The sequence below is a fragment of the Sphingobacterium sp. UBA2480 genome (assembly GCF_002341965.1).
Classification (GTDB): Bacteria; Bacteroidota; Bacteroidia; order Sphingobacteriales; family Sphingobacteriaceae; genus Sphingobacterium; species Sphingobacterium multivorum.
On the sequence record NZ_DDPA01000007.1, the window covers coordinates 276,952 to 303,373 of the forward strand.

The 26,422-nt window shown below is 37.7% G+C and carries 20 protein-coding genes and 1 pseudogene; 9 read left to right on the forward strand and 12 right to left on the reverse strand.

Features of this window, described 5'->3' with window-relative positions; genetic code table 11:
- The first annotated feature begins 159 nt into the window (after positions 1 to 159).
- Entirely contained in the window at positions 160 to 2,964 is a 2,805-nt protein-coding gene (locus tag B3600_RS14445) for a TonB-dependent receptor (RefSeq protein WP_286753399.1), read from the forward strand.
- Positions 2,965 to 2,974: 10 nt separating this feature from the next.
- Positions 2,975 to 4,213, forward strand: a complete 1,239-nt coding sequence (locus B3600_RS14450; protein ID WP_286753400.1) for a Ca2+-dependent phosphoinositide-specific phospholipase C — start codon at positions 2,975 to 2,977, stop codon at positions 4,211 to 4,213.
- A gap of 177 nt (positions 4,214 to 4,390) precedes the next feature.
- On the opposite strand, the gene B3600_RS14455 is transcribed toward B3600_RS14450, so the two are convergent.
- The 3 genes from B3600_RS14455 to B3600_RS14465 form a co-directional block, all read right to left on the reverse strand.
- Positions 4,391 to 5,191, reverse strand: coding sequence for a 3-keto-disaccharide hydrolase (locus tag B3600_RS14455; protein WP_286753401.1), 801 nt, complete (start codon positions 5,189 to 5,191; stop codon positions 4,391 to 4,393).
- Positions 5,192 to 5,277: 86 nt separating this feature from the next.
- Positions 5,278 to 5,640, reverse strand: coding sequence for a VOC family protein (locus B3600_RS14460; protein WP_286753402.1), 363 nt, complete (start codon positions 5,638 to 5,640; stop codon positions 5,278 to 5,280).
- Between the two features lie 5 nt (positions 5,641 to 5,645).
- Positions 5,646 to 5,849 (reverse strand): hypothetical protein, encoded by a 204-nt coding sequence (locus tag B3600_RS14465; RefSeq protein ID WP_046675125.1) that lies wholly within the window; start codon positions 5,847 to 5,849, stop codon positions 5,646 to 5,648.
- Positions 5,850 to 6,043: 194 nt separating this feature from the next.
- Here B3600_RS14465 and B3600_RS14470 point away from each other — a divergent pair, with 194 nt between their 5' ends.
- Positions 6,044 to 8,062 carry a hypothetical protein gene (locus tag B3600_RS14470; RefSeq protein WP_286753403.1) on the forward strand — a complete coding sequence of 673 codons (2,019 nt, stop codon included), beginning with the start codon at positions 6,044 to 6,046 and terminating at the stop codon, positions 8,060 to 8,062.
- 92 nt (positions 8,063 to 8,154) lie between these two features.
- Here the strand turns inward: B3600_RS14470 and B3600_RS14475 are convergent, their stop codons facing one another.
- Entirely contained in the window at positions 8,155 to 8,421 is a 267-nt protein-coding gene (locus B3600_RS14475) for a hypothetical protein (protein WP_286753404.1), read from the reverse strand.
- 61 nt (positions 8,422 to 8,482) lie between these two features.
- The gene (locus B3600_RS14480) at positions 8,483 to 9,391 is read right to left on the reverse strand and encodes a diacylglycerol/lipid kinase family protein (RefSeq protein ID WP_286753405.1); all 909 of its coding nucleotides are present in this window, start codon (positions 9,389 to 9,391) and stop codon (positions 8,483 to 8,485) included.
- Between the two features lie 51 nt (positions 9,392 to 9,442).
- Here B3600_RS14480 and surE point away from each other — a divergent pair, with 51 nt between their 5' ends.
- A complete protein-coding gene (surE, locus tag B3600_RS14485; protein WP_286753406.1) occupies positions 9,443 to 10,177 on the forward strand; it encodes a 5'/3'-nucleotidase SurE in 735 nt (244 codons plus the stop codon).
- Between the two features lie 70 nt (positions 10,178 to 10,247).
- Here the strand turns inward: surE and B3600_RS14490 are convergent, their stop codons facing one another.
- The 6 genes from B3600_RS14490 to B3600_RS14515 form a co-directional block, all read right to left on the reverse strand.
- Positions 10,248 to 11,444: a GAF domain-containing sensor histidine kinase gene (locus B3600_RS14490; RefSeq protein ID WP_312522900.1), complete on the reverse strand. Its 1,197-nt coding sequence runs from the start codon at positions 11,442 to 11,444 to the stop codon at positions 10,248 to 10,250.
- 38 nt (positions 11,445 to 11,482) lie between these two features.
- The gene (locus B3600_RS14495) at positions 11,483 to 11,662 is read right to left on the reverse strand and encodes a lmo0937 family membrane protein (protein WP_286753408.1); all 180 of its coding nucleotides are present in this window, start codon (positions 11,660 to 11,662) and stop codon (positions 11,483 to 11,485) included.
- Positions 11,663 to 11,833: 171 nt separating this feature from the next.
- A complete protein-coding gene (locus B3600_RS14500) occupies positions 11,834 to 12,535 on the reverse strand; it encodes a hypothetical protein (protein WP_286753409.1) in 702 nt (233 codons plus the stop codon).
- Between the two features lie 10 nt (positions 12,536 to 12,545).
- Positions 12,546 to 14,393 (reverse strand): hypothetical protein, encoded by a 1,848-nt coding sequence (locus B3600_RS14505; RefSeq protein WP_286753410.1) that lies wholly within the window; start codon positions 14,391 to 14,393, stop codon positions 12,546 to 12,548.
- Positions 14,394 to 14,706: 313 nt separating this feature from the next.
- Positions 14,707 to 16,443, reverse strand: a complete 1,737-nt coding sequence (locus B3600_RS14510) for an IPT/TIG domain-containing protein (protein ID WP_286753411.1) — start codon at positions 16,441 to 16,443, stop codon at positions 14,707 to 14,709.
- 19 nt (positions 16,444 to 16,462) lie between these two features.
- Positions 16,463 to 18,193, reverse strand: a complete 1,731-nt coding sequence (locus tag B3600_RS14515; RefSeq protein WP_286753412.1) for an IPT/TIG domain-containing protein — start codon at positions 18,191 to 18,193, stop codon at positions 16,463 to 16,465.
- Between the two features lie 231 nt (positions 18,194 to 18,424).
- Between B3600_RS14515 and B3600_RS14520 the strand changes: the two genes are divergently transcribed.
- Complete coding sequence (locus B3600_RS14520) at positions 18,425 to 18,613, forward strand: hypothetical protein (protein WP_286753413.1); 189 nt, start codon at positions 18,425 to 18,427, stop codon at positions 18,611 to 18,613.
- A gap of 12 nt (positions 18,614 to 18,625) precedes the next feature.
- Positions 18,626 to 18,766, forward strand: a pseudogene (locus B3600_RS25600) (DUF4377 domain-containing protein); the annotation flags it as partial.
- A 210-nt stretch (positions 18,767 to 18,976) separates the two neighbouring features.
- Here B3600_RS25600 and B3600_RS14525 read toward each other — a convergent pair.
- Entirely contained in the window at positions 18,977 to 19,615 is a 639-nt protein-coding gene (locus B3600_RS14525; RefSeq protein ID WP_112375887.1) for an isochorismatase family protein, read from the reverse strand.
- A 514-nt stretch (positions 19,616 to 20,129) separates the two neighbouring features.
- Between B3600_RS14525 and B3600_RS14530 the strand changes: the two genes are divergently transcribed.
- The 3 genes from B3600_RS14530 to B3600_RS14540 all read left to right on the forward strand — a co-directional run bounded on the left by B3600_RS14530 (position 20,130) and on the right by B3600_RS14540 (position 26,369).
- A complete protein-coding gene (locus tag B3600_RS14530) occupies positions 20,130 to 22,376 on the forward strand; it encodes a TonB-dependent receptor (protein ID WP_286753414.1) in 2,247 nt (748 codons plus the stop codon).
- A gap of 210 nt (positions 22,377 to 22,586) precedes the next feature.
- Positions 22,587 to 25,157 carry a Kelch repeat-containing protein gene (locus B3600_RS14535; protein WP_286753415.1) on the forward strand — a complete coding sequence of 857 codons (2,571 nt, stop codon included), beginning with the start codon at positions 22,587 to 22,589 and terminating at the stop codon, positions 25,155 to 25,157.
- Positions 25,158 to 25,307: 150 nt separating this feature from the next.
- Positions 25,308 to 26,369 (forward strand): LamG domain-containing protein, encoded by a 1,062-nt coding sequence (locus B3600_RS14540; RefSeq protein WP_286753416.1) that lies wholly within the window; start codon positions 25,308 to 25,310, stop codon positions 26,367 to 26,369.
- Positions 26,370 to 26,422 lie beyond the last annotated feature (53 nt).

The following is a 26,422-nucleotide window of genomic DNA, read 5'->3' on the forward strand; positions in this document are numbered from 1 at the left end:
ATAACCTAAGCTTAATACAAAATTAATTTTTGTAAATAACATATATACAGTTTGTTGTGTTGTTTGTCGTAAGCGATAGGTACTTCTTTATCGAGGAAGACGATCTGTAGTTTATGAAACATCAATTTCGTATCAAATAACAAAAATTGATTACATGATATGAAAAGGATGTTACTCTTTTTGATTGTGTTGATGCCTTTTTTTATACAGGCACAACAAATTACGGGAACTGTTACTTCAACTATTGATGAAGTATTGCCCGGAGCAACAGTACAAGTTGGAAAGCTGGCGGCACAAACCAATTTAGATGGTAGATTTACATTGATTTTAAAAGAAAAGGGACATATTAGGCTTTCTATTTTCTACACGGGCTATCAGGTGTTCACACTTGATACAGTAGTTTCCCAAGAAGGGATCCATTTAGGGAATATTAAATTGGTGCCTTCCAATAATAGTCTCGGTGAAGTTGTTGTTGTTGGTTCTTCTGCGGGCTCTCAAGTCAAAGCATTGAACATCAAGAAAGGGGCAAATGCCATTATGGAAGTGTTAGCGGCAGATGCCATTGGTAAATTGCCCGATCGAAATGCCGCCGAAGCTGTACAACGTATTCAAGGAGTCTCCATTGAGCGAGATCAAGGAGAAGGACGCTATGTTTCCGTACGGGGTACACCAATCCAGTGGAGCGCTTCGTTGTTAAATGGAAATAGACTTCCTTCAGCTAGTCTTGATTATGCTGATAGGAGAATTCAGATGGATATTTTCCCATCGGAAATGATTCAATATGTACAATTGTCAAAAGCTATTACTCCCGATATGGAAGGAGATGCTATTGGTGGATCCATCAATTTTATTACCAAAGCGGCCCCTCTTAAACATACACTCAACATCAATGCCGCTAGTGGATATAATGGGCAATCTCAACGAGGTTCATACAATGGTTCTGTCCTTTTTGGAGATCGTATTGCCAAAGGTAAATTAGGGTACATTCTTTCTGCAGTAATCTGGGACCGAACAGCTGCCCAAGATCGATACAATCTAAACTATGATTTTGGAAACAGCGATAAACGCCAAGCTTTTTCCATTACAGATCTTCAACTGCGCGATTATATTGCCCATAGGCGTACTGTTGGGCTTAATGGAGGGCTGGAATATGCCTTCAACGAGAAACACAAAATTATGGTCAAGGGCCTATATAGTGAATATCTAGATGCTCAGCGTGTGCGGGAAAACTATTTCTATTTTAATACTAAGACAGCAACGATTACAACAAGGACGGCAGATTATCATACCAATCTGTATTCCGGAGAGCTGAGCGGGCAGTCTGTTTTTTCAGAAAAATTAGGCTTGGACTGGGCACTTAGTGTCGATCAATCTTCATTTAAATTTAAGGATCCCGACTACTACCCGATGGCTACTTTCTCCCAGAAGGTGTCCTACGAAGGCATGGCTACAGATGGAAAGAAATACTTGGCGATGGATTCACCCGACGGAGTAGGGGACAATATTGATCGAATTCTGCCATATCTTTCACCTTCCTCTCCAATTAGTGCAGAGGCTATGAAGTTGACACAAGTCGTCAATATTAGAAGTAAAAACGAGGAGAGCAACAAACGTGCTGGCGTCAATTTAAAATATACACCGAGCAATTCATTGACCGTTAAATTTGGTGGCAAATTTATTCACAAAGACAAGAAGGTAGAGAATCCGTATAGTATTTATGTGGCCGGTGTCTCGGGACCTGCTCCGAGCTTAGCTCGTTTAGGGACTGAATCCTATCCGTATCGTGGCGGTTTTTTGACGGAAATAGGATCACCTTATAACAATGTACTCATTGACCAGATTTCCATGGAATCCGTAAAGCAGCTTGCTTCACCAGCAGGAATTGCAGATAACAAGTTGTACCCCTTCCGAGTCGATTCCGCTACAAATGCCTCCGGAGCGGCCAACTATTACAGCGGAAGGGAAAATGTCTACGCTATTTATGGCTCCGCGGAGTACAAACTGACTGAGCAGTTTACCCTTATTGCTGGTTTACGAAACGAATATAACAAAGTCACTTTTTCGGGTAACAAAGTATCAACGCTTGCCGATAAATCTACGCATGTTGAAGCTATCAATCAGGACAATAGCTACAATGCCTTTCTGCCTATGGTACATGTAAAGATCAATGCAACAAAAAACGATATTATTAGACTTGCATTCACACGAAGTTTTGCGCGCCCTGATTTTGGAAATCTCAATCCAGGTACGGTCCAGGATGATATCAATCGTGTGATCACACGCGGAAATCCTAATTTGAAACCCACTTTTGCCAGCAACTTTGATCTAATGGTCGAACATTATTTCGGTGGAATAGGCATGGTTTCAGCAGGCGCTTTTTATAAAAAGCTTTCTAACCTGATTTATTCCAATCAGTCTACGCAAAATATCAATGGTATCATGTTCAATGTCAATGAACCGGATAACCTCAAAAATGCGTGGCTCGCAGGCTTCGAAGCCGGCATATCAAAGAGGTTTACCGAATTGCCCGGAATATGGAAAGGATTTGGAATCGATGCGAATTATACGTTTACAGATTCAAAAGCTACAGTTCCGCGCTTCGACAATGGAAAATTAATGGAAGATAAGAGTACGATTCCTAAACAGGCCAAACATCTTTTCAACGTTTCTCTAATCTATGAAAATAGCAAATTTATGGCTCGTATTGCCGGAAATTATAAAGGGAAATATCTTGATGCTATTCGTCAAATCGCCGGACCTGAACATTACCGATGGTATTCGAGTAATTTTTCAGTTGACTTTTCTTCTTCTTACGCTATTAACGCCAAGTTTAGGCTATTTGCCGAGTTAAACAATATTACTGGTGCCCCGGTACGCTATTACCATGGTGTATACGATCGTGCTGAGCAGGCTGAATGGTATTCTGTCCGTGGTCAAATTGGTATCAGTGCAAAACTTTTTTAAAATGACAACAATGATGAAATTGAAACAAATCACTTTAACCGCAATATCCCTGCTTATAATGGGTATTGGAACGAGCTTTGGCCAACAAACCGAACTGGCAGAGCTGGACCAACTAAAGATCAACCAGATTCAAGTCCTTGGGACACACAATAGCTACGCTAAACCCGTGGATCCTCGTCTTTCGGCTTATGCAGATCCTATTTTTTCAAAGATGATGGAAAAGATGTCAACGCTATTCCCTCCAGATAAACTTAATTCCTTTAAGGAGTTTCACCCTAATGCGATGTCCATGAGTGAAGGATTAAAGTACGACCATCCACCTTTCGATGTGCAACTTGATAGTGGAATCCGTAGTTTAGAAATGGATGTATATTATGACCCTACTGGACATCGCTTTGATAAACCTGCGGGCTATGAGCTCCTCAATAAAATGGGGGTTTCGGATCTTGCTCCGTATCAAAAAGAGGATTTGGAAAAGCCTGGTTTCAAGATGCTTCATATTGCTGATTTTGATTTTCGATCACATTATACGACATTCCGTGCTGGTCTTACAGCGCTACGGGAATGGTCTGAAAAGCATCCCGGACATCTCCCTATTTTTATTATGGTCGAGGCCAAAGACAAAGGGATTCCGATTTTTCCTAATAGTGCTGAAGTACTTCCATTTGATGATAAGGCTTTTGATCAGTTGGATGCTGAAGTTGTTGCGGTATTGGGAAGAGAAAAGCTTGTTACACCTGACGATGTACGTGGAAACTACAGCACTTTACGTGAGGCAATACGTTCTGGTCATTGGCCCACTGTTAAATCCGCTCGTGGTAAATTTATCTTCCTGCTGTTGCCGGCAACAGCAGGAATGAACCTTGAATCAGCGTATGTTAAAGATAGGCCTAATCTTGAGAAGCGTATCATGTTTGTCCAGTCGGAACCCAATGATAGTTTTGCTTCATTTATACTATTGGACAATGCTTTGGTTCGTCAGGAAGAAATTCGACGTTTGGTGAGGGAGGGGTATATCGTACGTAGTAGGTCTGATATTGAAACCTTTGAAGCAAAAATCAATGATTACAGTAGGGCTAATGCTGCTTTCAGCAGTGGAGCTCAGATCATTTCAACAGATTTTTTTCGACCTGGAAATGGTTATAATACTTCTTACTATGTAAAGCTACCTAGTGGTAAGGTGGCCCGTCGGAATCCGGTGAATAGCATGAAGAAAAAATCTAAGGATATGATATCTACAAAACGGTAGGTCTGTCGGTCGCTATTGCAAATACACTTGAATAAATGAATAGGTAAGGTCGTTCAGAAATTTTCTGAATGATCTTACTTGTTCACTCAAGCTTTTTCAGCAATTGAAATAATATACACCGTCGTTTTCTCTTCAAAAACGCTATTGTTGTACTTTTTTCCTTACGTTAGCCTCTTTTTACTTCTTTGGTTTAGGCAGCTCCTTAATCCATATATTCTTAAAATCTACGGGTTGACCTTCACTCTGTAAAGCGATAAATCCACTGCTGAGCAACTTACCATCGATCTTCATTTTGGGGTCATACCCATTGGCCGTTCCACCTCCAATCTGAGGTTTTGAATATTCTAGTACGGTATCTCCGTTAATGATGTGTTTGATTAACGAATCTCCCAATACAATCAATTCCCCTTTAACCCATTGATCACCATCATAGGTCTTCGAAGTAGAATTTAAACAATGTGAGGAAGCTATTTTGCCCTGATAGACCACATTGGTTCCAGGGGAACACATATTTCCTGTAGGACGGGGTTGACCATCGCTCAATCCTCCTAAAAGTTGCATTTCGACAGAAATAGGCCAGTCCTGTTCTTTCAACATTGTTCTGGGGTCCTGCGAATGAAACATCACGCCGCTGTTACGAAGCGTATAGGAGGGGGCACCTTTATGGAGCGCGCCTACAAATCGATATTCAAACTTTAAATGATAATAAGAAAAGGGTGTTTTATAATATAAATGGCCAAATTGATCATTAAAATCATCATACTGATCATATCTGACCTTAATTATTCCATCTTCGACTCTAAACGTATTTCCGTAGTTCACACCGACATCATGATGATGAATTTTAACAAACCAATCATTGATGTCTTTTCCGTCAAATAATGATTTCCAGCCAGTATTATCTCCCTGGCTTTTCATTCCTGCGCATCCTGCAAAAATAAGGCCGGTAGCTAATATGGAGTAAAGGATTCTTCGCATAACATTGATGTTTGGTTTAAAATTGGATAGCAAGATACGATATATTACACTAAACTACACATTGCTTCAGCGGGTACCTCCGAACTTTACACTTTATTTGATTTGGAATAATCTGTTATTCCAAGTTTGTTTCCGGATGGATCGTTAAATTCAACTGCTAAACCTGTCATGATCTCAAATGGCTCGCTTAAAAATACGATCCCTTTTTCCTTAAGCCGTTCATATGTTGTCTTGACATCGGCAACGGTAAACCAAATCGTCGGTTTGGTATGTTGTACTGTACTAAGAATGATTGCAGGTTCATTGTCACCTATCTTGAAAGCCGTCATTCCCTTATCCGAAAAATCGAATTTAGTTTCTAGGCCAAGTAGATTTCCATAAAATTCCTTTGCCTTCTCGAGATTTTCTACGGGTAGAAAGAAATTGTCGTAATTCAATATTAAACTCATTTTGTTCAGGATTTAATTTGCGATAGGTCAATACCAAATGCCGTCAATTGAGATGCTCCAAATTCAGTGATATAGAAATTTTTATCACTAGGATCTGCTTTTGCTAACCAGCCTTTTACAATCAGAGCCTCTAGTAAAAGTTGGCCGAGTTTTCCGCCGATATGTTCGTAACATAATTTTGCAGGCTTCATTTTATTGTTATTTTTCATTTTCGTCTCTTATATCAAGTTAATCGTTGATTTATAATTTCTTACCTGTAAAAGTATAAAACTTCAAGTGGAAGCTAAATGACCAAAATCATTGATTCAAGTGGCTATTTGACACAATTCAGCGAGCCAATCTTTGTGAGTAGGAAAACAAAATGTATGCAAATTTGGTATCTAGAGTAGGGATTTTATAATTTATGAGAAAAGAACAGGATAAAGAGCAGCAGGTAAAAAGTTTGTTTGGACGATTTAAAGGTGAATTAAGGGATCCTGCTTATGTAAACGTTGATTTTTTGGTTTTACTCGTGGACATCATCCGACCAAAGCATGTTCATATACTTTATCAGGTCGATATTCAATTTTTACTGGATTATCTCAATGCCGCACCGCAGGAGTTGGAAGGCTTTCAGCTTTATCTCAAAAGAATCTTGGCTGAAAAAGATTTTGATCAATTGATTTCTGATACTGGTATAATTAGTTATGCAGATTTTTTTTATGAACTAAAAAAAAGAATCACCGAGCGGTATTTGCCTTTTCAACCACCAAAGTCTACTTTACAATATCTGTTAAATCAGGTTTTTTATAGACCTGGGGATGCGGACTGGGTTGCCGCGATTCCGCAACATCAGTTCGATGAGCTGTTTCGTGTATCTCAATTTGAAACGATTTACGATGACAAAACGGGTTTTGGAATGACCGAAATATTGTATGGGTTGGAATTGTTGGTTCAACGTATTACTGGGCGTGCAATGGAAACAGACGTAAACAAGATGGTACCCGAGTTTCAAAATTTTGATAGCCCATTTATTGCTATTATGCGGGAGTTTACCGAATTGAATGATCGTATTTTACAATCAGAATATAAGTTTATTTCCTCGGATGATCTTTCTTATAAACAAATCTTGGTACTTCATAAGCAATGCGAATCGTATATTGAAACGGCTTTCGATAATTCACATCGTTTTGGAATTTCCATCAAAGTGAATCAATCGCTCTTACGTATGCGGCAACAACTGGAAAGGATCCGAGAAATCTTGTCGTTTTTAGTCATCGATCATGCAGATGAAAAGAGGCAAAAGACGATTGCGCTGGGCACTACACTTATTGGTTATAATTCCCGGAAAAGCAATATTCGCAAATTGGTTGGACAGAGTACACAGCTCTTGGCCTACGAAATTACGCATCATACTGCGCAGACCGGTGAGCATTATATTACCTCAAGTAAACAGGAATATTGGAAAATGTTCCGTTCAGCCTGTGGAGGAGGCCTCATTGTCGGCGTTATGTGCATCGTTAAATTATTGTTAGGTAAGATACACAGCAGTGAATTTGGTCACGCATTTCTTTATAGCATGAATTATGCGATTGGCTTTACGCTTATTTATCTTCTTGGTGCAACTTTGGCAACCAAACAGCCTGCGATGACAGCTTCTGCATTGGTGAACGCTATTGAGCAAGGGATTTCCGAACAGGAGGACAGCAAACATCGTTATTGGAAATTTGCTGAATTGTTTGCCCGATTATTTCGGTCTCAGTTTATTGCCTTTATTGGTAATGTTGTGATGGCTTTTCCGATGAGCCTTTTTCTTGTCTGGGTAATTCAACAATTGTTTCAGGTCAATATTGCGAGCGCCAAGTGGTTACATCTGGTCAATGATCTTAATCCAATAAAAACACCGCTGATCTTGCATGCGTCTATCGCCGGTATTTTTCTATTTCTTTCCGGGATTATTGCCGGCAGTATTTCAAACCGAGACAAACACAACTCCGTGTACTACCGCATTCAAGAACATCCCCTATTGAAAAAAATATTCGGCCAGGCAAAAACAAACAAAATAGCTTCGTTTTATGAAAAAAAATGGGCTGGTATCGTATCCAATATTTGGTTTGGGATCTTTATGGGAACGACAGCTTCCGTTGGACTTTTTTTAGGTTTAAATCTGGATATAAGGCACATTACATTCGCCAGTGGGAATCTGGCATTGGGACTATTTGGTCATGGGATGGAGCTATCTACTGATATATGGATTTGGGGCATTTTAGGGATTGGTATCATAGGATTCTTTAATTTTATGGTCAGCTTTTCCCTTTCCTTACTGTTAGCGTTTCGCTCGAGGAACCTTCCATCAAAAGAATTGATTAAAATGGGAAAGGCGGTTTGGATCTATTTCAAAATAAATCCAAAACTATTTTTCTTTCCACCACAAAAAAATTAAAAATGGGAAGCTTCTTCCAGTGTTAGCTGAGCAATCTTGCTATTTTAAGGTCGGCGCAACACCTATACAGCTAGCAGAAGATGTGGCCCTATCTAGACATTGATATCACCCGAAAGATCAGGTTTATCTTCATCATCTTTTTCTTTCTGCTCGGCTTGCGCTTCCTCCCTGTCATGGGTACGATCATCTTTAATACCCGATTGATTGGTATTGGGATCTCTATCTTCTTTGGAAGTGCCCTCTTGTTGAGCTTCGGATAAGTCTGGGCTTGGCTCCCGTGGATCTGGGTTTGGAATGGCTGCGATGATAAGAACAAGCATGCCAACATGCGTTTCTTTGGTGTTTTTAGATCTCTTCATTTTAACGAGTTTTTTAAAAAAGAACATTTTTTGATCCATTATCGTTGGTTCAAATCATATTTTATTTATTGCCAGTGACAATTTCAACTATACCTTCGAGCGAGGTAAGCTTCAATTGTTGGCCGAAGTAACTCTTGTGCTCATCATCGATGTGTATTTCGTTGCCTTCCCATTCCATCGCCAATCGACTAGCCCGGATAGGTTTTATTTTAAATTCGACGTTGGTTCCATTCAATAGTCCATCGATATAGCTAATAAGTTCCTGGCGTTGATCAACAGTGACAATGATGATATCAAATTGTCCATCTCCAGGGTCAGCGTCAGCAGCAAGAACTAGCCGCGGTCCCATACTTGATATATTCATGATCTCAACAAGTATGCAATCTTTTTCATAGTTATTTCCAGCCACTGTGAGTCTTAGTGTGGTAGCTCGGAATGTTTCTACCAGTTTGCGAAGCTGTCTTAGTGCGGTTTTGATTTCATCTTCTGCGCTCAGCTCTTCTGTATTTTTTTTATCCATTTTCTTCATCAGTAAAGGAAATACACCAAAGCCAATGGATTCAATAAAATACAACGGCTTTCTTTCTAGCCCTATAACCATTCCTACATCGAATTTTTTAAGTTGGCAATTTTTCCAGAGATCGATAGCTTTTTCAATGTTCAAAGGAATACCAAGAGAAATAGCAATATTGTTTGCAGTGCCTTGTGGGAGTATGGCGATTGGCCTTTTAAATCGTAGTTTTTTTTCCAATAGCGCCATAATTACCATTCTTATAGTCCCATCACCGCCAGCAAGGGCAATGATGTCTGTCTGCGGATCGATTTTTTTGACAGCATCTTTTTTGGTTACTACAATGCAATTGTGGCCAAGATCTTCAATCAATTGGCATAGTTCATCTTTGTCTCCGTTTGAGTCATCCCCAGCAGCAGGATTATGTACTAACCTTATGTTTTTGCCATGTTCTTTCATAAAAGCTGAACAAAGCCTGCTTGAGATTGGTTTTCATAGAAAAGGACAGTTATGAATATACTTATTACCAATGATGATGGCATTTATTCACCGGGGATTGCGGCACTGGCAAATGCGGCAAAAGAGTTTGGGACGGTAAAGATTGTTGCGCCCGATGTGGAGCAATCTTCTATGGGACATGCTATTACGCATTCCCGGCCCCTAAGCTACCGACGTGCACCGATAACTTTTGAGGATATTGAAGCGTTTAGGGTAAATGGCACTCCAGCAGACTGTGTGGCGTTGGGTCTACATATGTTTCCCGATACGCAGGTTGTACTTTCGGGTATTAACATGGGACCAAATTTAGGCAATTCCATGTGGCATTCCGGAACTTTGGCTGCGGCAAAGCAGGCGACACTGCTCGGTATTACAGGTATCGCATTGAGCACACCCGTAGGAAAGACCGAGCCGGACTTTGAAGGATTGTATCCGTGGACAAGCGATGTGCTGAAGATTTTACTGAAAAATAAAGGCCCTGCTCTCTATAATGTGAATTTTCCAGCCAACCCGGAGGGGCTATCCTGGACAAGACAATCAGTACGTTTATATGATGGCCGTGTGGTGCCCGGAGAGGATCCTATGGGAAGGAAAAACTATTGGATCACAGTGGTGCCATTAGAACCTGCTGAAAAAGGTACTGATCGCTGGGCAGTAGAACACAATTTGGTTTCTATTACGCCTTTACGTCTTGATCTTACTGCACATGATGAACTTGCAGCAATGGAGACAGGCGAACAAAAATAATAGGTAGTAATAAAAGAATATACGATGGAAACAGCCGAAAATTTAATACGAAATCTTGGTTTATACTTTACTATTGAACAACTGTAGTTGAATCTATTGGGATCATCAGGTTAAAAGTTATTTTATTGTCCTTTAAATTTACGGCTATTTTTCCCTCATGAATTTTTACTATTTCACTCACAATAAACAATCCTAACCCGAGCCCATTACTATTGACTCCTTTTACAAAAGGCTTAAATAGATCTTTAAGATCTGAATATTGGGGATAGGTGACCTCATTTGTAACACTAAAAATGAAATTTTCTTTCTGAATGAATGCATTTATTTCGATATTTTGAAAAGGATTACCATGTTTTATAGCATTTCCAATTAAATTAGTGAATGCACGCCCCATTTTCTGATGATCACAAGGTACATCAACCGGAAGGTTGATGTTGGCGATTAGTGCTCTGTTATATAATACTTCGAATTCAGATAAAATTTGCTTGATCAATGCATCCATGCGATAATGATCATTAATTCTAATTAGCCGGTCTTGAAGACGGATACTACTGAAATCTAAAATATCATCTATCACTCCTTTGACGCGTGATGAAGCCTCTTGTATTTTCTTTATTAAGTTTTTTTGGCTTTCATCTTTAATGTTTTCGCCAAGATATTGTGATATCACTTTTACGATGCTGGCGGGATTATTTAAGTCGTGAGCCAAGGACGATAAAACAAGTTCTCTGTTTTTGGAATAATTAAGTTCCTGCTCCAATTTTTTCCTCGTATTTCTACGTTCAATAATGGTTTTGAAATCTATTGCAATCAAATCACTGCAAACAGGTAGCAGCGTCTCTAATTTAATTGGGTCGAAGCGTACTGGTTCAGCGTTCATGAAACTCAAGTGTCCAACAATAGAATTATTTTTGTTAATAATTGGGTAAGAGATATAGCTTTTTAAACCGAACTCATGAAGAACTTGTGTCCATTCGCCGACAGAACACTGCTCGGTATCGTCAATGTAAATAGGGGAGAAACCTTTCCTTATTTCCTGATATATTTTAACGTAGTGTTCACTATTTTTATTGACGATCTTCTGAGAATGATAATCATAAACACACCAATTTCCCCATTTCCGGCCATCTTTCTTGCGTATCATGCCATATCTCATTTTCGTGTGGCCACATAAAGCCTCCAAAATTCTTTGACAAGAGTCGAAGTCGCTCTTCTGTGTATGCATATCGTACCATTGATTTTGATTTAATTGGCTTGGGATCGTCATTTTTACTGCCGGTCGATTGGTTTATTAATAGCTTTGACTTACTGTTGAGGTTGATGCACCTTAGAATTGCTAAAACCCTTCATTGCGCGAAATATAAATGCTATAGCTGCAATAATTAAAAGAATATGAATAAAATCTTCTGTTATGAACCCTCCCAAAAAAGTCACCGCCCAAACAATCATTACGCTAACAGCTACCGAATATAATAGGTCTTCCATATAATATTATTCTTTATTGAAGAACAATATCTAAATAGAATCGTTTCGTAATTTTGTAACTTGATAAGAAAACTTACAAAAAAAGCCGTTTTACATTAGTACAACGACTTTTTTTGAATTGCTACGACTGAGGTCTGAACAGGCTTAATTTTTCAAATATGAAACTAATTATTATGGGGTCAGTTTATAATTCAGCCCTAATCCAACGCGTAGCCCGGACCAATCAGTCTTGGTATCTCTCATTTCACTACTTTTGCCAGGTATTTCAGCATTATATCCTAAACCTAGGTTGATCCCCATGGATTTAACAATATTCCACTGAATACCAACGTAAGGCGTGATTGAAAAACCTGTGGATTTAGATTCAACAATATGCTTTTCGTCGATTTCATTGCGACCAGATGGAGTTTGATAATAACCATCTGACGTAATATTATTGATAGTTATCGCAGGAGAAATCTCCGCAAAAAGCGATAAATTCTTATCCTGTCCTTCATTTGTCTGGAAGAAAAAATTACGATATACCGCTCCGATGCGATAGGCGTTCGCATTCAAGTTATAGGCAATAGCACCGGAATAATCCGAATAGGCCAATCGGCCCCCAGTGGATAGATAAGTGAAATTGACACCATAGTCATTCTTTTTTACGGAGTATGTAATTTCCCCGTAATTGGTATAATGATTTGGGAAATTATCAGTAACTGAAATAGGAACAGGATAGTCCAACTTAATTCCGCTTTGAATAACATTCAAAAATGAACTCATTTCGGACATTTTATAGCTGCCTATGCCAAATCGATATCCGAATCCAATTTGAGCCATTGAAGTTATGGTAATGAATAACAAGGGGATACTTAATAGTAGTTTTCTCATGATTTTTAGGCTATTGGACGATATTGACATAATTGTTGTAAAGAATAATATTGTTGTTTAGAAGTCGTGCTTGATAAGGTTGGAAGTAATTGCCCGTTGTCATACTAAAAAGGATATCACTATATGTTTTATCTAAGACATTGACGACAGAATTAGAGGAAAAATATTCGTCCTTAAAAAGGATATTTCCAGTGAAACTATCATAAGAAAGAAATTCCCCAGGCACTTTTTTAATTACTTTTAAAGTTGGTAATTCACAAATCGAGAAATAGTTATCGATTGATTGAATAATGACCTGGTTCTGAATGGTTGGATGAAAGTAAAATGCATTAACGATCCGGCTTTCCGTTTTTTCAGTTAATAGTGTATATTCGTTATTTTCGTATTTATACAATTTATACCAGCCTGTTGCTGCTCCCACTGCCGATACAATGTATTTCCCATTCGGAGAGATTGAGGGACGAAATTGTTGACCATTTTCTGTTTTCTCGCTTAATAATTTCCCTGAATTTACATCGTATATTCTAAATTGATAAGATTGATTATTATTACGGATAAGGATTTTATCGTCATCAGTCAAAAAATAAACTGGAAAATCATCGGTCTCATAGGTCCCAAGTTTTTTACTGAGCGTATAATCTGTATATACCTCGATTTTCGGCTTGTTCTCATAGATGTCGCTTCTTATGTGAACAGCAACCTTTCCAGTGGTTGGAGCAGTTTGAAAAGAATTGATATAAAAAGGATATTGAATATGGTCGTCATTTCTACTCTTCATAACGAGGTCGTTAATTCCATAACTTCGAAGTCCAAAACCATTTTTAATACCTCGCATGGAAAGGATTAAATTGTTTTTAATATCTCCTTCAGTCATGATCATATGCGCATAATCTATTTCATCATCGTATTTTTGTTCTTTAAAATAGTTGATGATCTTCGGATATTTTGCATAGTCCCATTCGTTCGCCTTTTCGGGCAGGATATACAATTCATAATACTGTTCTTCTTGAAAAGGGAATGAAGGCCTGTAGACCTCAGCATTATTTTTACCTAAGGGGATTGATTGTCTATTTCCTTTCCAAACAAAAATATATTTGTTAGCAATACCATCTGGGTGGGTCCACTGTATGTTCAGATTTAGATTTTTTAAGGTTTTCGTTTTGAAATAATCGCTGGTGAAAACCTTATACTTTACAGAATAATAATCTTCTTTTGGTGGAACCTTGTTGCCCTTGTATTTTGTAATTATTTTATATGTTTTAGCTCCATAGGAATAATCATCATCGACAAAGCTATTTTTATCGGGATCTGAAATTCGATCGATGAGAATCTGATCCAAATTACTGAAATTATATATCTCATAACCCTCAATTTCAGCGCCTTCTATAGTTGGCTTTGTCCAAAAAATCTCTAGTTTTTTTGAAGAATTAATCCGCTGGTCAATATTCAAATTTACCTGGGGGTTTATGTATTTTATTGGATAGGTAAATTCAAAAGCAGATTTCTCCTGTCCTAAAACCTCAGCTAAACTTCCTGTTCCTGAAGAGAGTTCTACTTTTACTTTCAATATATCCGACGTTCCTCCTGCAAGATCGGAAGGCTTTATCCGTAATACTGCCTTTTCACTGCCCACAAGTTTATTATTGAGATAAAATTCTTGTTTAGCGATAGAGCCTGATGTGGCATTGATTACATACGATAAATCAGTTGGAGCATAAATATAAACAGTTTGACCATTTGGTACGTCTGCTAGATTCATAGATACCTTGGCCTCTTTATCCGGTGGTTTAATTTCATGAAAATTAAGGTCTTCACTGTTGTATTTACAGGAAACAAGACATAAAAAATTGAAACACATGTATAATTTTAAAATACATAATAGGTGCTTACGACGCATATAGATTAATTTATGGTTTTTATTTGAGTTGCAAAATAAGTTAAAATCGTTCTAAAACTAGGTTTATTTTTTCAAAAAATTCACTTTATGGTTAAAAAAACAGTCTTGAAAAAACGGATCTTTTGAAAGATGATGATCAAAGCTTCTTTTTTCCACAAAAAAGAAGCTTTGTCTTTTAATTATACTAACGATCCAGTTTGTTTTGTCATGTTGCTTTTTACGTACATATCAATGGAGATAATATTGACACACATAACATTTATTAAATTTGAGTTTACAAAACCTCAAAAAGCTCTTTATATTTAATCGTCGTACCGTTTAATGTCATTACAAGAGCTGATTTACCTTTAGGTGCAAATGCCGGGATGATAAAACGGTGTTCTTCTGAGCCTCGATAGACACTTGTGGCATAAGTGCCGCCAACAGTTATCTGTATGGAGCCAAGGCCTTTTCCATTGATCGTTATAACATCTCCAGGATAACCCTTTAAAGGTGTAATATCGCTCACTTGAAAATCGTTTATATACAGGGACTGTTTTTTAGGTGCGTAAAAAGATTCATCATAATTGATGTTTACACGGTATCCAATTTGAATTTCTGTTTGCCCGATTATGTTTGATGGCAGAGTAAAATTTATTTTACCATCTTGTGCTATAGGATGTTCGTAAATTCCATCTCCTGATACCAGGTATTCCTGATCATCAATAAAATTACCCGTAATTGTAAAAGCTTCTCCAACAAATCTCGATGTAATTGGGGGAGTAACCCAGGTCAAGTTTCTGACTTCAACCTGCTCGGTAGTTGTTGCCGTATAGAAAGGATTGCTATAACTGAAATTGTACAGGCCATTCGGAATATTGCGCACAGCAAAAGATTCTGTATTTCCTTGTGTACTGTAAGGAATATGCGCTATGTCATTCTTGCCGAGATAATATTTTGCTTTTTCAGATACCGTAATGTAGGAATAGAAATCGATTCCAGTCATTTTCATTAAGTAAGGAGAGTGAATAATCTTCTTTTCAAAATGGATATTACTGCCGATAGGTTTGATTAGTTCGATAGAGTCTTTGAACACAACAGAATCCTTTCCATTGTGGTATCCCAGTTGAAATCTAGTTCCTTTGAGGTTTTCTATATCAAGTAGATAGATGTAGTTTTTGTATTTAATTTTTTTGCCATTGATCAATATGTACAAGGGAGGATCCATCCAAATCCGTTCCGGATCTAATCCTGTTCCTTCTATTGGTAGATAATTGCTGAGGTATAGCTGAGTTTTTGTTGGTGGATTTACGGTTCCCAGTATCTGGATGCGGGCGATGCCTCTACTGATTTCCTGACCGGATTTGTCTTTATAACGGAGAAAAAAGAATACCTTATTTCCATGATTGAAACTACCTGATTTTGGAAAAGTAAAGATTAGACTCTTTCGGTCACTTGTGAGTTGATAAGGTACAATATATTCCTTCTGATCTAAACCGTCGTAGTATAATTTTACATTTTCGGATATAAACTTGAAATCGCCAGTAACTGTTATTTTATTGTTATTGGGTACAAGCATGTCTTCCAGATAATTGATCTGAAGTCCATCTGCTTCAAAAATACTACTTTCACTGCGATAAAATCCGTTTTTTGTTTTGACGTATAAGGTATAACGAAAACGGTCTCCAACTTCAAAATCACGGCTGTATTGATATTTAAAAGAAACCTCACCAGGGGTTACTTTGTTGCCCAGACTGATTAAGATTTCCTTTTCACTATCCTTATTGTTTTCTATTTTTTCGATGATAAACCCATGATCTTCTACCGGCATCCCATTTAACCTTTCTATGCGACCATGTAGAGTAACGGTTTTCCCCTCCAGGTTGCTAAATGAGCCTGCCTTTAACGATACAGGGCTATAATCGACAGCCTGCGTAACTTCATTTTTTTTACATCCAATAAAAATACCCAAACTTGCCATGGATATTAAAAATAGGAAGAACGTGGCGTTATGTACAAATTTTGTCTTCATAATAAATTATCGTTACCGGTTAGTTGATTTCAAGGTAGTCTGTTGCTGTAACAGTATTGTTTTTGTCGAAATTGGAAAAACTAACGTTGATTCGATACTTACCTTTGGGTAGGTTAGCTGGAATTTCAAATTGAATTTTATTGTTCTGGGATAAGGTATGTCGCGCTTCCAAAGTTGCAATTTGGGCTTGATAACCTTTCAGTCCATGTCCCTCAATCGTAATCAAATCACCTGCAGAGGCTTTTAAAGGATATATGGCAGTGATCGTTGTCGCTTTAATTTCCAAGGGAATGCTATTGGAATAATAGGATCGTTGATAGTCCATATCGCTTTTATAACTCAATCTGATTTGATACTTCCCAGCCGTCATAAATTGGGGGATTTCAAAATTTACTTCACCGGTCGTTGTGCAGGTTGTTGAGCTTGTATTAGCTTTATCTATTTCAAGCGTATAGGATTGCCCTTTTATAAATATACCCTTTAACGTTATTTTATCTCCGGCATAGCCTTCACTATGGCTACTTGAAGCAATATTCATTTTTTTGACCTTAATTGTATTGGTACTTTTATAGGTAAAGTGATTATTGTTCATGATCATCGGATAATCACCTTCAGGGAGATCACTTATTGTTAATTCCCCTTTTTTTGCGTTTCTGTCTACTTGGTTATAAATGACATGCTGATTTCCTACAGATACATGCCCGCCAAAATTGAATCTGTCCGGGCCACTTCCAAATACTTCAAATTTTGTTCCTGGGTGTACATAAGCTGGTATTACCTTGAATTCGTTCGGATCTGGCTCAATAAGTTGCAACAGTTGAGGAAAGGTTATGGTGTCACGTCCATTCGTATAACCAATAGGGAATTTTTTTCCTTTTTGGTTATCAATAAGATAGCGAAGATCCATCTCATCGCTATGTCTTAAAAAGATATTCCCTACAAATACTTCTAGCCCCGGTTTTTCTGAATAATCTGTAGGATAAGGGAGACGAAGAATATCATCGTAATAGTAAGAATAAGAAGCCGGTGGGGCTAATGTCCCAACAATAAAAGCCTTAGCAATAATAGCAGCTAGATGCGGTTTCTCCTGGTTTTTGCTGATCAATCTAAAAGTGACATTATAGCCTTGTTTTACACCTTCGGGAACCTTGAAACGAATGGCTTTACCTGAATTGATAATTTCAAAAGGCATTTTTTTCTCCTCTTGAAAGGAGTAGTAGAGATCATAATCTTTTTCAATGTTGGCAAACTCACCTGCTATCGTAATAGTTTCGCCTGCAGCTATTTTAAGATTTTCTTTGGCAATGACTTTAATATTACTGATGCTAAACTGATCAGATTTACTTAGATACGTCTCTTTTTCTGTCTTTACAAAATATTTGTAACTGTAATAGTAGCCTTCTTTGTAAATTTCTGGATCGGGAATTTTGTACGTAAATGGGCCAGAGTTTAAAATCGTAGCAATAGGATATTCTCTTTTAATATAAGTATCTCCACTTCTTCCGTCGACCATAAAACCATGGGAGAGGATAGTATCGCTATTATTCAAATACCTTACTTCTGCGGATAAAGTCAAATTATTGCCGGTATTGCTAAAGGGTGCTAAAAGAACGACTTCTGTCGGATTTGTATCTGGTGGGATTATAATAACATCCTTTGCACAGGAAAATAATAATAATCCAAGGAGGTTACAAATACATGTTAGTACTCTTAATTTCGTAAGTTGGTTGATCCAAGTATGAAAATTCATTAGATAATATGCTGGCTAAATATTAGCTGCAAATATGATAATAATATCTTGTAAGTAATTCACCCATCGTTTTTTTATTATTTATGGAAAGTATCATAATGGCATTTCGACCTCATCAGGCTTTAGTAAGATATTGGATATCTTTGTTATATCCAATCCTGATGCGCCTAAAATAGATATAGTAAAAGAATGTATTTAATTGTTATATTAGTTATTATTAAAATTTCTTGTATGAAACGTATAAACCAATTACTCAAGGGGCTTCTTGCCGTCTTCACTTTATTCTTTTTTATCCAGTGTAGTAAAAATTCTGCTGAAAACAATGAGAGAATAATGATTGTGGGACCGCAGTTGGTTGATTGCGAAGGTGTAAGCCCAATGAAGTGCATGCAGGTCAAGGCGAAAGAATCAGATAACTAGGAATATTTTTATGGCAATATCCAGGGATTTAACTACGAATCAGGATATGAATATGTGATCAAAGTAAAGGTCGAAGAGGTTAGAAATCCTCCTGCTGATGGTTCATCTCAGCAATATACACTGATAACTCAAGTGTCAAAAACAAAAAAGTAATTTGAATATATACTAAGAAAGTCCCTTTTTGAGAAATTGGTACTTTTTTATTTTCTTATCCAGACTGCCAAACGGAAAAGACCTTTATTCCTTTAGGAAAAGGGTAAAAGTGATGAAAACGGATGATACGCTTTTTTTAAACGGAAGGTAATCTACGGGATAAGCTTATGTAAAAGCGATCCCGCAGATGGTTAAACAAAATAAAAATACTTATTTGCTTTCTAGTGCGACTTCCTGTGCTTTATAATAGCTTTCTATTAAAGCTTGATAATTAGGCATCACCAAGGAAAGTGCATGTGCATATTTCGCAGCGTCCGTATGTTTCCAACTTTTTAATATTTCGCTAATTACAGCTGTGGTCGTAATGGGAATAACGCCTGCCAACTGTAATCGAGAAATTGTTACTTGTGTTGATAATGGACTCATATCGCCTGAAGCATCAATGACCGCAAAAACTTCATAACCTTCCGAAATTGCTGAAATGGCAGGAAACGCCACACAAACACTTGTTAATACACCTGCAATAACCAATTTTTTCTTACCAGTAGCTTTAACAGCTTCAACAAATGCAGGAGTGTCCCATGCATTTACTTCACCAGTACGTCCGACATATTGTGCATGTGGGGCATTTTCGTGGATTTCTGGCATCAATGGACCATTCGGACCCTTTGGTTCTGAAGCAGTTGTAATAACAGGAATGTTTTCAATAGCGGCGACCTGTGAAAGAGCGACTACATTACTTCTCAATGTAGGTACTTCAATATCTTTTACTGTCTGGAATAGACCACTTTGGTGATCGATCAATAAAAATGCTACATCGTCCGCGTTGATTCTTGTTGTAAGTGCCATGACTTTAAGATTTAAAATGTTAATACTAATTTTTTATAATGTCAATGGTTCCGGTATTCATGAAATCTGACCTAGAGGAACCTGTTTTCTTTTGTTTGATAAAGTTAGGGACTGTTGAAGCAGCAAAAAATGGAGTACAACAAGCATAAAACATAATGTACATTAAGATTTATTGCTGCTATTATCATTCTGCATCCTAAAGGAATAATCGATGGAGTTATTCGATCGCTTATTATTCTAAATTTTTAGCTTTAAGTATTTCCCAACTTTACTATATTTGCCGCTAATAATAATTAGTCTAAATAGTAATTGTGTCTTTTTGCAGAGCAGTATTTCCAGGATAGCAAGGTTTGGAAATAGAAAGACATCAATATGCAGACAGGGCAAATGATTTTTTAAACACCTTAAATACGTGAAAAAAACAACAAGATCTTGGTTTATTACCCAGAAGACAATATTGGCTAGTAGTCTATTGGTTTTAAGTTTTTCTATAATTCCAGCAATAAGTTTTTCCATGGAAAAACCGATGACTGTTAAGAAAAATGGTCATGGTCAAGAACCAGGGATAATTAAGGGCAAAGTGAAAAATTCAGTGGGGAAAGGTTTGTCCAATGTGTATATCAATATTGACGGGATAAATAGTACCAAGACTGATAATGAGGGGAATTTTATTTTTTCAAAGATTCCTAAAGGAATTCACTCCATGACCGTAAAGCATATTGGTTTTCAAGAAATCAGATCGCAGATCGCACTGGAAGGGGAAATTCTGGAGCTTCCGGACTTTGTCATGGAACAAACAAGTAATCATTTGAATGAAGTTGTCGTGACGGCGAGCAGATTGGCTGAAAGCATCGACGAAGTACCATCGTCAATTACCTATATCGGAGGTAAGATCTTAGAAGATCAGCGTCTGATAAATGACAACTTACCTAATATCTTAATGCAGAAAGTGCCAAGTATCTCCCCAAGTGAGGAAAGCCAAAACAACTTCATCGCTAAAATACGTGGTCGGAATTTTTTGGTACTTATCGATGGGATTCCTCAATCTACTCCTTTAAGAAATGGCGGAAGAGATATGAAGACGATTGATGCTAGCGCAATTGACCATATCGAAGTCATCAACGGTGCCTCTGCAATGTATGGAAATGGTGCCGCCGGTGGTATAATTAATTACATTACAAAGAAGCCAAAGACAGACAAGAGTTTTCATTCGTCAACCTCTTTAAATAATTCCCTAAGCTTGGTCAAGCCAAGTGAAACATATGGGTATAATTTGGCACAAGTATTTTCGGGATCGCAAAACAAGTTTGATTATGTCGTGCAAGGAAAGATTGCGCGAACCGGCGTGGTCCGCAGCTCTGATGGTACCATTGTAAGTCCATTCTATGGTCTGGGCGAGACAAAAAGTTATAATACCTTGGCGAAGATCGGTTATCAGATTAACGATAATCATCGCATTGAATTGATGGGTAACTATTATAGAAGTGTTCAGGATAGTAAATACGTCGGCACTAAGGGGGAGTTTGGAAGTAAACCCGCTATTGGGATCCCTTCAGATACAGTGATTAATGGCGGAACACCTTACAATAAAGCTTTTCATGTAAAGTATGATGGCAACTTTGGTCGGACTTCAGCAAATATGAGTCTGTATTATGAAGATATGAACACGGTATTTGAAACCTACAACCAAACCTATTCAGATCATAAGGGAGCTAGACTAAATTTCAGTACGCCCTTTGATCTATCCAACAACAATAAAGTAACCTTAATTTATGGAGTAGATCTTTTAAAAGATCACACGGTTCAAAAAACGTTGAGCGATGGATTAGTGACACCCGATATGAATATGAAAAGTGGGGCTTTATATCTTCAAAGTAAATTTAATCTCGCCGATTACTGGATAGTGAAAGGTGGTGTGCGTTACGAAAACTTGGATTTTAAGGTAGGGGATCTGACAAAAGCAGGGAAAGTCACTCCGGGAGACAAGAGCAATTCAAATGCATTTGTATTCAATTTGGCAGGAAAGTATAATAAATTGAAATACCTACAGCCCTTTGCTTCATTTTCGCAAGGATATTCTATCGGCGATGTGGGGCTTGTATTGCGAAATGGAGTACCTTTGAGTCAGATCGATCCGAAGCCAGTAGTTGTCAATAACGTGGAGTTGGGGCTAAATGGGACCTATTCTATGTTGAGCTACCAATTGACAGGGTATTATAGCTCCTCCAAAAAAGGCAGTACGTTCGCAGAAACGTCAACACCTGGTAATTATGAATTGATTCAAGTGCCGCAACGTATTTACGGTTTGGAATTTGTTGTCGATATTACTCCTGTTGACTGGTTCAAGTTTGGTACTATACTCGGGTACATGGATGGTAGGCAAGATTTGAAAAACGAGGGAAAGTATAAGGATAAATTGGACAACTCCATTATTTCGCCTTTTAAAATAAATATTAATGCCGATTTCAAATTGACAGATCGGTGGAACGTCTATCTCCAATATTTACATTTGGGTAAACGCGATGTTTTTCAACCTTCTGAATATAATTATGGCAAATACCCGATTTCGGGCTATGGGCTGATGGATTTCCAAACGCGCTATAAATTAAAGAATCTAGCTTTCATTTTTTCAGTTAATAATATCCTAAATAATGATTACTTCCCGCTGCACGCGGAGGTGAGAGGAGCCACCAATGAAGGCCGTTATTATGTAAAAGGAAGCGGGACAATAGCAAATTTAGGTATTCAATTGGATCTGTAATTATTTATCGTAATTTCTATATTGCAACTGGAATAAAATTCAAAAAATAGAATTGATTCGAAGGTATTATAAGCTGCTCCCATTAGACGTATAAGAATTGGATTCATCTGTGTTAGGTGATATATATGAGTTTTCAGTTTTTGTTATTAGATTAGCATAACTGAATTATCGATTTCGATATTAATATTAATTTCTCTGACCATTTGCCACATGAAAGGGTGTTTTTCAAGGATTATAGACCATGGATTTTTCAACTATATTTTAGCGATTTGTTTCGCGCTTCTTTTTACGGAGACATGGGGAAATGGACTGAGAATAAAAGGAAACGCATATCCGATTAACAATCGATCAGCTGCAGCGATATCTTTCGGCCAAATCAAAGGATTGGAATCATTTAATAAAGGGACTTTTCAGCTGTCTTTTAACCTGGCGCTTGATGAAAAATCAAATCAAGGTGGAATATTTAAATTGAATTTTGTCAATTCAGAACAGGCCATTTCAATGAATCTCCGAAGTATTCGTGGCGATAAGATTGAATTTAGCCTTAATTTGGAAGGTTCAAGTAGTTTGGGACACCTTGTCTTTGATAAAAATCAGCTTAAAATTCAACAGTGGTTTTCAGTAAACTTGCATATCGACCTGTCTAGGAAAAAATTATTGTGGAAAGTGTTGGATCAAAGCATCGTCCTCTCTGAAATCACGGGTTTGAAAGCCAATGCAGGTCCCCGCCAGCTAATCTTCGGAAAGAATGGCTATGCAATAGATGTAGCCGATTATACCATTAAAGATATTTATTTATCTGGTGGAGATGTACATTGCAGTATCCCATTGAAGGAACGGCAGGGAGATATTATTCATGATAGCCGTGGCAATGCCATTGGAAAAGTGCTGAATCCGAACTGGATGGCAACGGAATCCTTTTTCTGGGAAAAATGGAAGACGATAAAACTCAAATCTATTGGAGGTTATCAAATTGATCAGCGTGGTGGCCGGCTAATTGTTTTTTCACAGGACAGCCTTCGCACTATTGACCTGTATTCTGGCAAGGAATCAGTCCATCCAATGCCGCATAATCTTCCACTTCGGATTCAGTTAGGAAATAGCTTCCTTCACGATAATAAGCTTTACATCTATGAAGTCAATAATTTGCCTCAAGATAGCTGTTCCATTGTACGCATAGATCTGGATAACCCACAGCTTGTTTGCGTAAGCAAAAGGCAGTTACCGATGCAGCTCCACCACCATACGGGGCAGCTCCTGTCGCAAAAAGATTACCTTATTTTTGGAGGTTTTGGAAACGAACGTTATAATGGAAATTTTCTAAAGTTAAATATCCAAAATGGAACATGGGACACGCTGTCGGTTAAAGGTGATAAAATTCATCCCCGCTATTTTACTTCTTCTTTTCTCGATAGTTCCGATCATTTATACATTTTTGGCGGAATGGGAAATCCACAAGGAGATAATAATCTTGGGCGTAGCTATTATTATGATCTGTATCAATTTGATGTCAACCAGCAGTCGGTTAAAAAAATCTGGCAGCTTCAATGGGAAGAGAGAAACAAGATCCCTGTACGACAACTGGTTTATGATGGCAAACGGAACTTCTACAGCCTGATGTATTCCGAATACGAATCCAGTTCTTCTCTCCAGTTGTACCAATTTTCATTGGATAAACCGGCCTATCAGCCTTTGGGCGATTCTATTCCGATTAGGTCCGATAAAATAAAAACCAATGCAAACCTTTTTCAATTTGAACCATTGAATAGATTTTACGCTGTGACTGAGGTCTATGATAATGAAGAAGTGAGGTCAGAGATCACAATCTATAGATTAAGACTTCCTGTTTTAACAGCGAGTGATTGGAATAGTGAACAAGAATCAAAACGGATATCCTTTCTCCCTTGGATAATAGGTTGTGTGATTCTTATTCTAGGAGGATTATATTGGAAGTGGAAGAGAAAAATAGGTAATAAGGCTGTTTTAACACCCTTGTCATCCTATCAAATACCCATTGACCGTCCAGCCAATAAACCGCATTCAGCCGAATTGCTTTTGACCAATGATTTTCTGTTTCCATCAGTAAATTGCATCCATCTCTTTGGCGATTTTCAGGTTATTGATGCGAAAGGAGTGGATATTACACATCTTTTCAAAGGAAAAATAAAGCATTTATTGATATTGCTCCTTTTACACAACCCCCAAAAAGGAATCAAATCTGAACTATTGAGCAGCTTGCTTTGGCCTGAGAAGGAACATGGTGCTGCCAAAAATATTCGAGGCGTTACGCTAAACCACCTTCGCAAATCTTTAGAATATCTGAATGGAATTAAATTGGTATATGCTAAATCCTATTATAAAGTAGAATTAGACGGAACTTATATCGATAGTTATCACTTTAAATCCATTATGGAGAGCAATTCAATAAGCAATGAATTGTGGACAATCTTGAGCCGTGGACAATTTCTGTCCAAGGAAAGTGCTGATGGATTAGATATGCTTAAATCTCAAATGGAACAAGATATTTGCGATTTTCTAATGCGTCAGATTCAACATGCCATTGTTATAAATGAATTGAGGATGGCGTTGCAGCTCATCCATTTCCTTTATGAAACGGATCCAACTTCCACTGAAGCACTGAGGATCGAAATTAACATTTGGAAGAGAATCGGGGATATGGCCAAAGCTAAAAAGGCATATCAAAAATTTCAAAAGAGATATCATAAATGGATGGAGGTTAATTACAGTATATCTTTCGAATCCCTTTTAGATCAGGATTAGTGCGTTTTTCTAATGATTAACCCTTTGATTAACCCCTAAATTAATCAGCTTGCATTAATATTGTTTTCGAATAAAGCCAATTAAGCTAAATCCAGTAAATCAATTTAGCAATGTGCATATTCTAATGATATTAAAATAACCAATCTGATTATGAAATGGATTAAAAACAAACTGCTTCTTATTTTTTGCGGTACGTTATTGTTTACCGCCTGTGTTCAGGAAAAGCAGGGGCCAATGGAGCTTGATCTTTCCTGCCTGAACAATTATCTGGATACCATGCAAATTCTTTTGGATACGGCCAAAATAGGTGAAGTCGATGGAACTTATCCTAAAGCGAATGCCATTGAATTAGAACAGGCATTAGGCCATCTCAAAGAGGGGATTTCCAAAGCAAAGGCCGGCTATTTTGTATTACCTTTTGAGGTGAATAGCTTTTGTATCGACGCTAGTAAAGCCATTCAAACATTTCGAAATTCCTATCAGGAAACATTATCGTCTGGTACTGTTGGTGATTTACAGGTATTTGGGATTGATAAAAAGGGATACATCGATTTTGGTGAGTCTAATTTGTTCAGCTCTTCCAGACAATTTACCGTAGAATCCTGGATCAAATATGACCCTGGTTTTTTTGAGTTTGCCATTGGAGATTTTGTCGCCACTTTTAGTCATGATGGTAAAGGTGTAAAACAAGGTTGGATGGTTAATTTTATGGGAAGTAACCTCCGTACGACGCTTGGGATGGGACCTCAGCAAGACCGTGTATTGGAGTGGGGCGCAGCCTATCCAACCAATTATGGGCAATGGAATCATCTTGTAGCTGTTTATGACGAATCCTTGGCCTCGGATCAGTTAAAGATGTATATCAATGGTAAATTATTATTCTCCAAATCTAACGATATCAAGGATCCAGCGGGTGTATTACAAAAATATCAGCCGAATAGCCGCAATCTTAAGATGTGGGCTTTTGTAGAGCCCGAGGACAATAATCGTGGTATGACGGGATATATAAAGAAATTTCGATTATGGAGTAGCGCTAAATCAGCTGTAGAAATAGACCAGTTGATGACTGCTGAAGTGTCTGGAACGGAATCGGATTTGATATGCGCTTGGGATTTCGTGAAGGTACCCGAAAACAGCCAATCGATCCCAGATAAAACCAATAAGTTCCATGCAAAAATTGTAGGCCAGCATAAATGGCACAAAATCAAATAAGGAGATCAATATAGTATCAATTTATAAAAGATAAGGATGAAAATTTATTATAA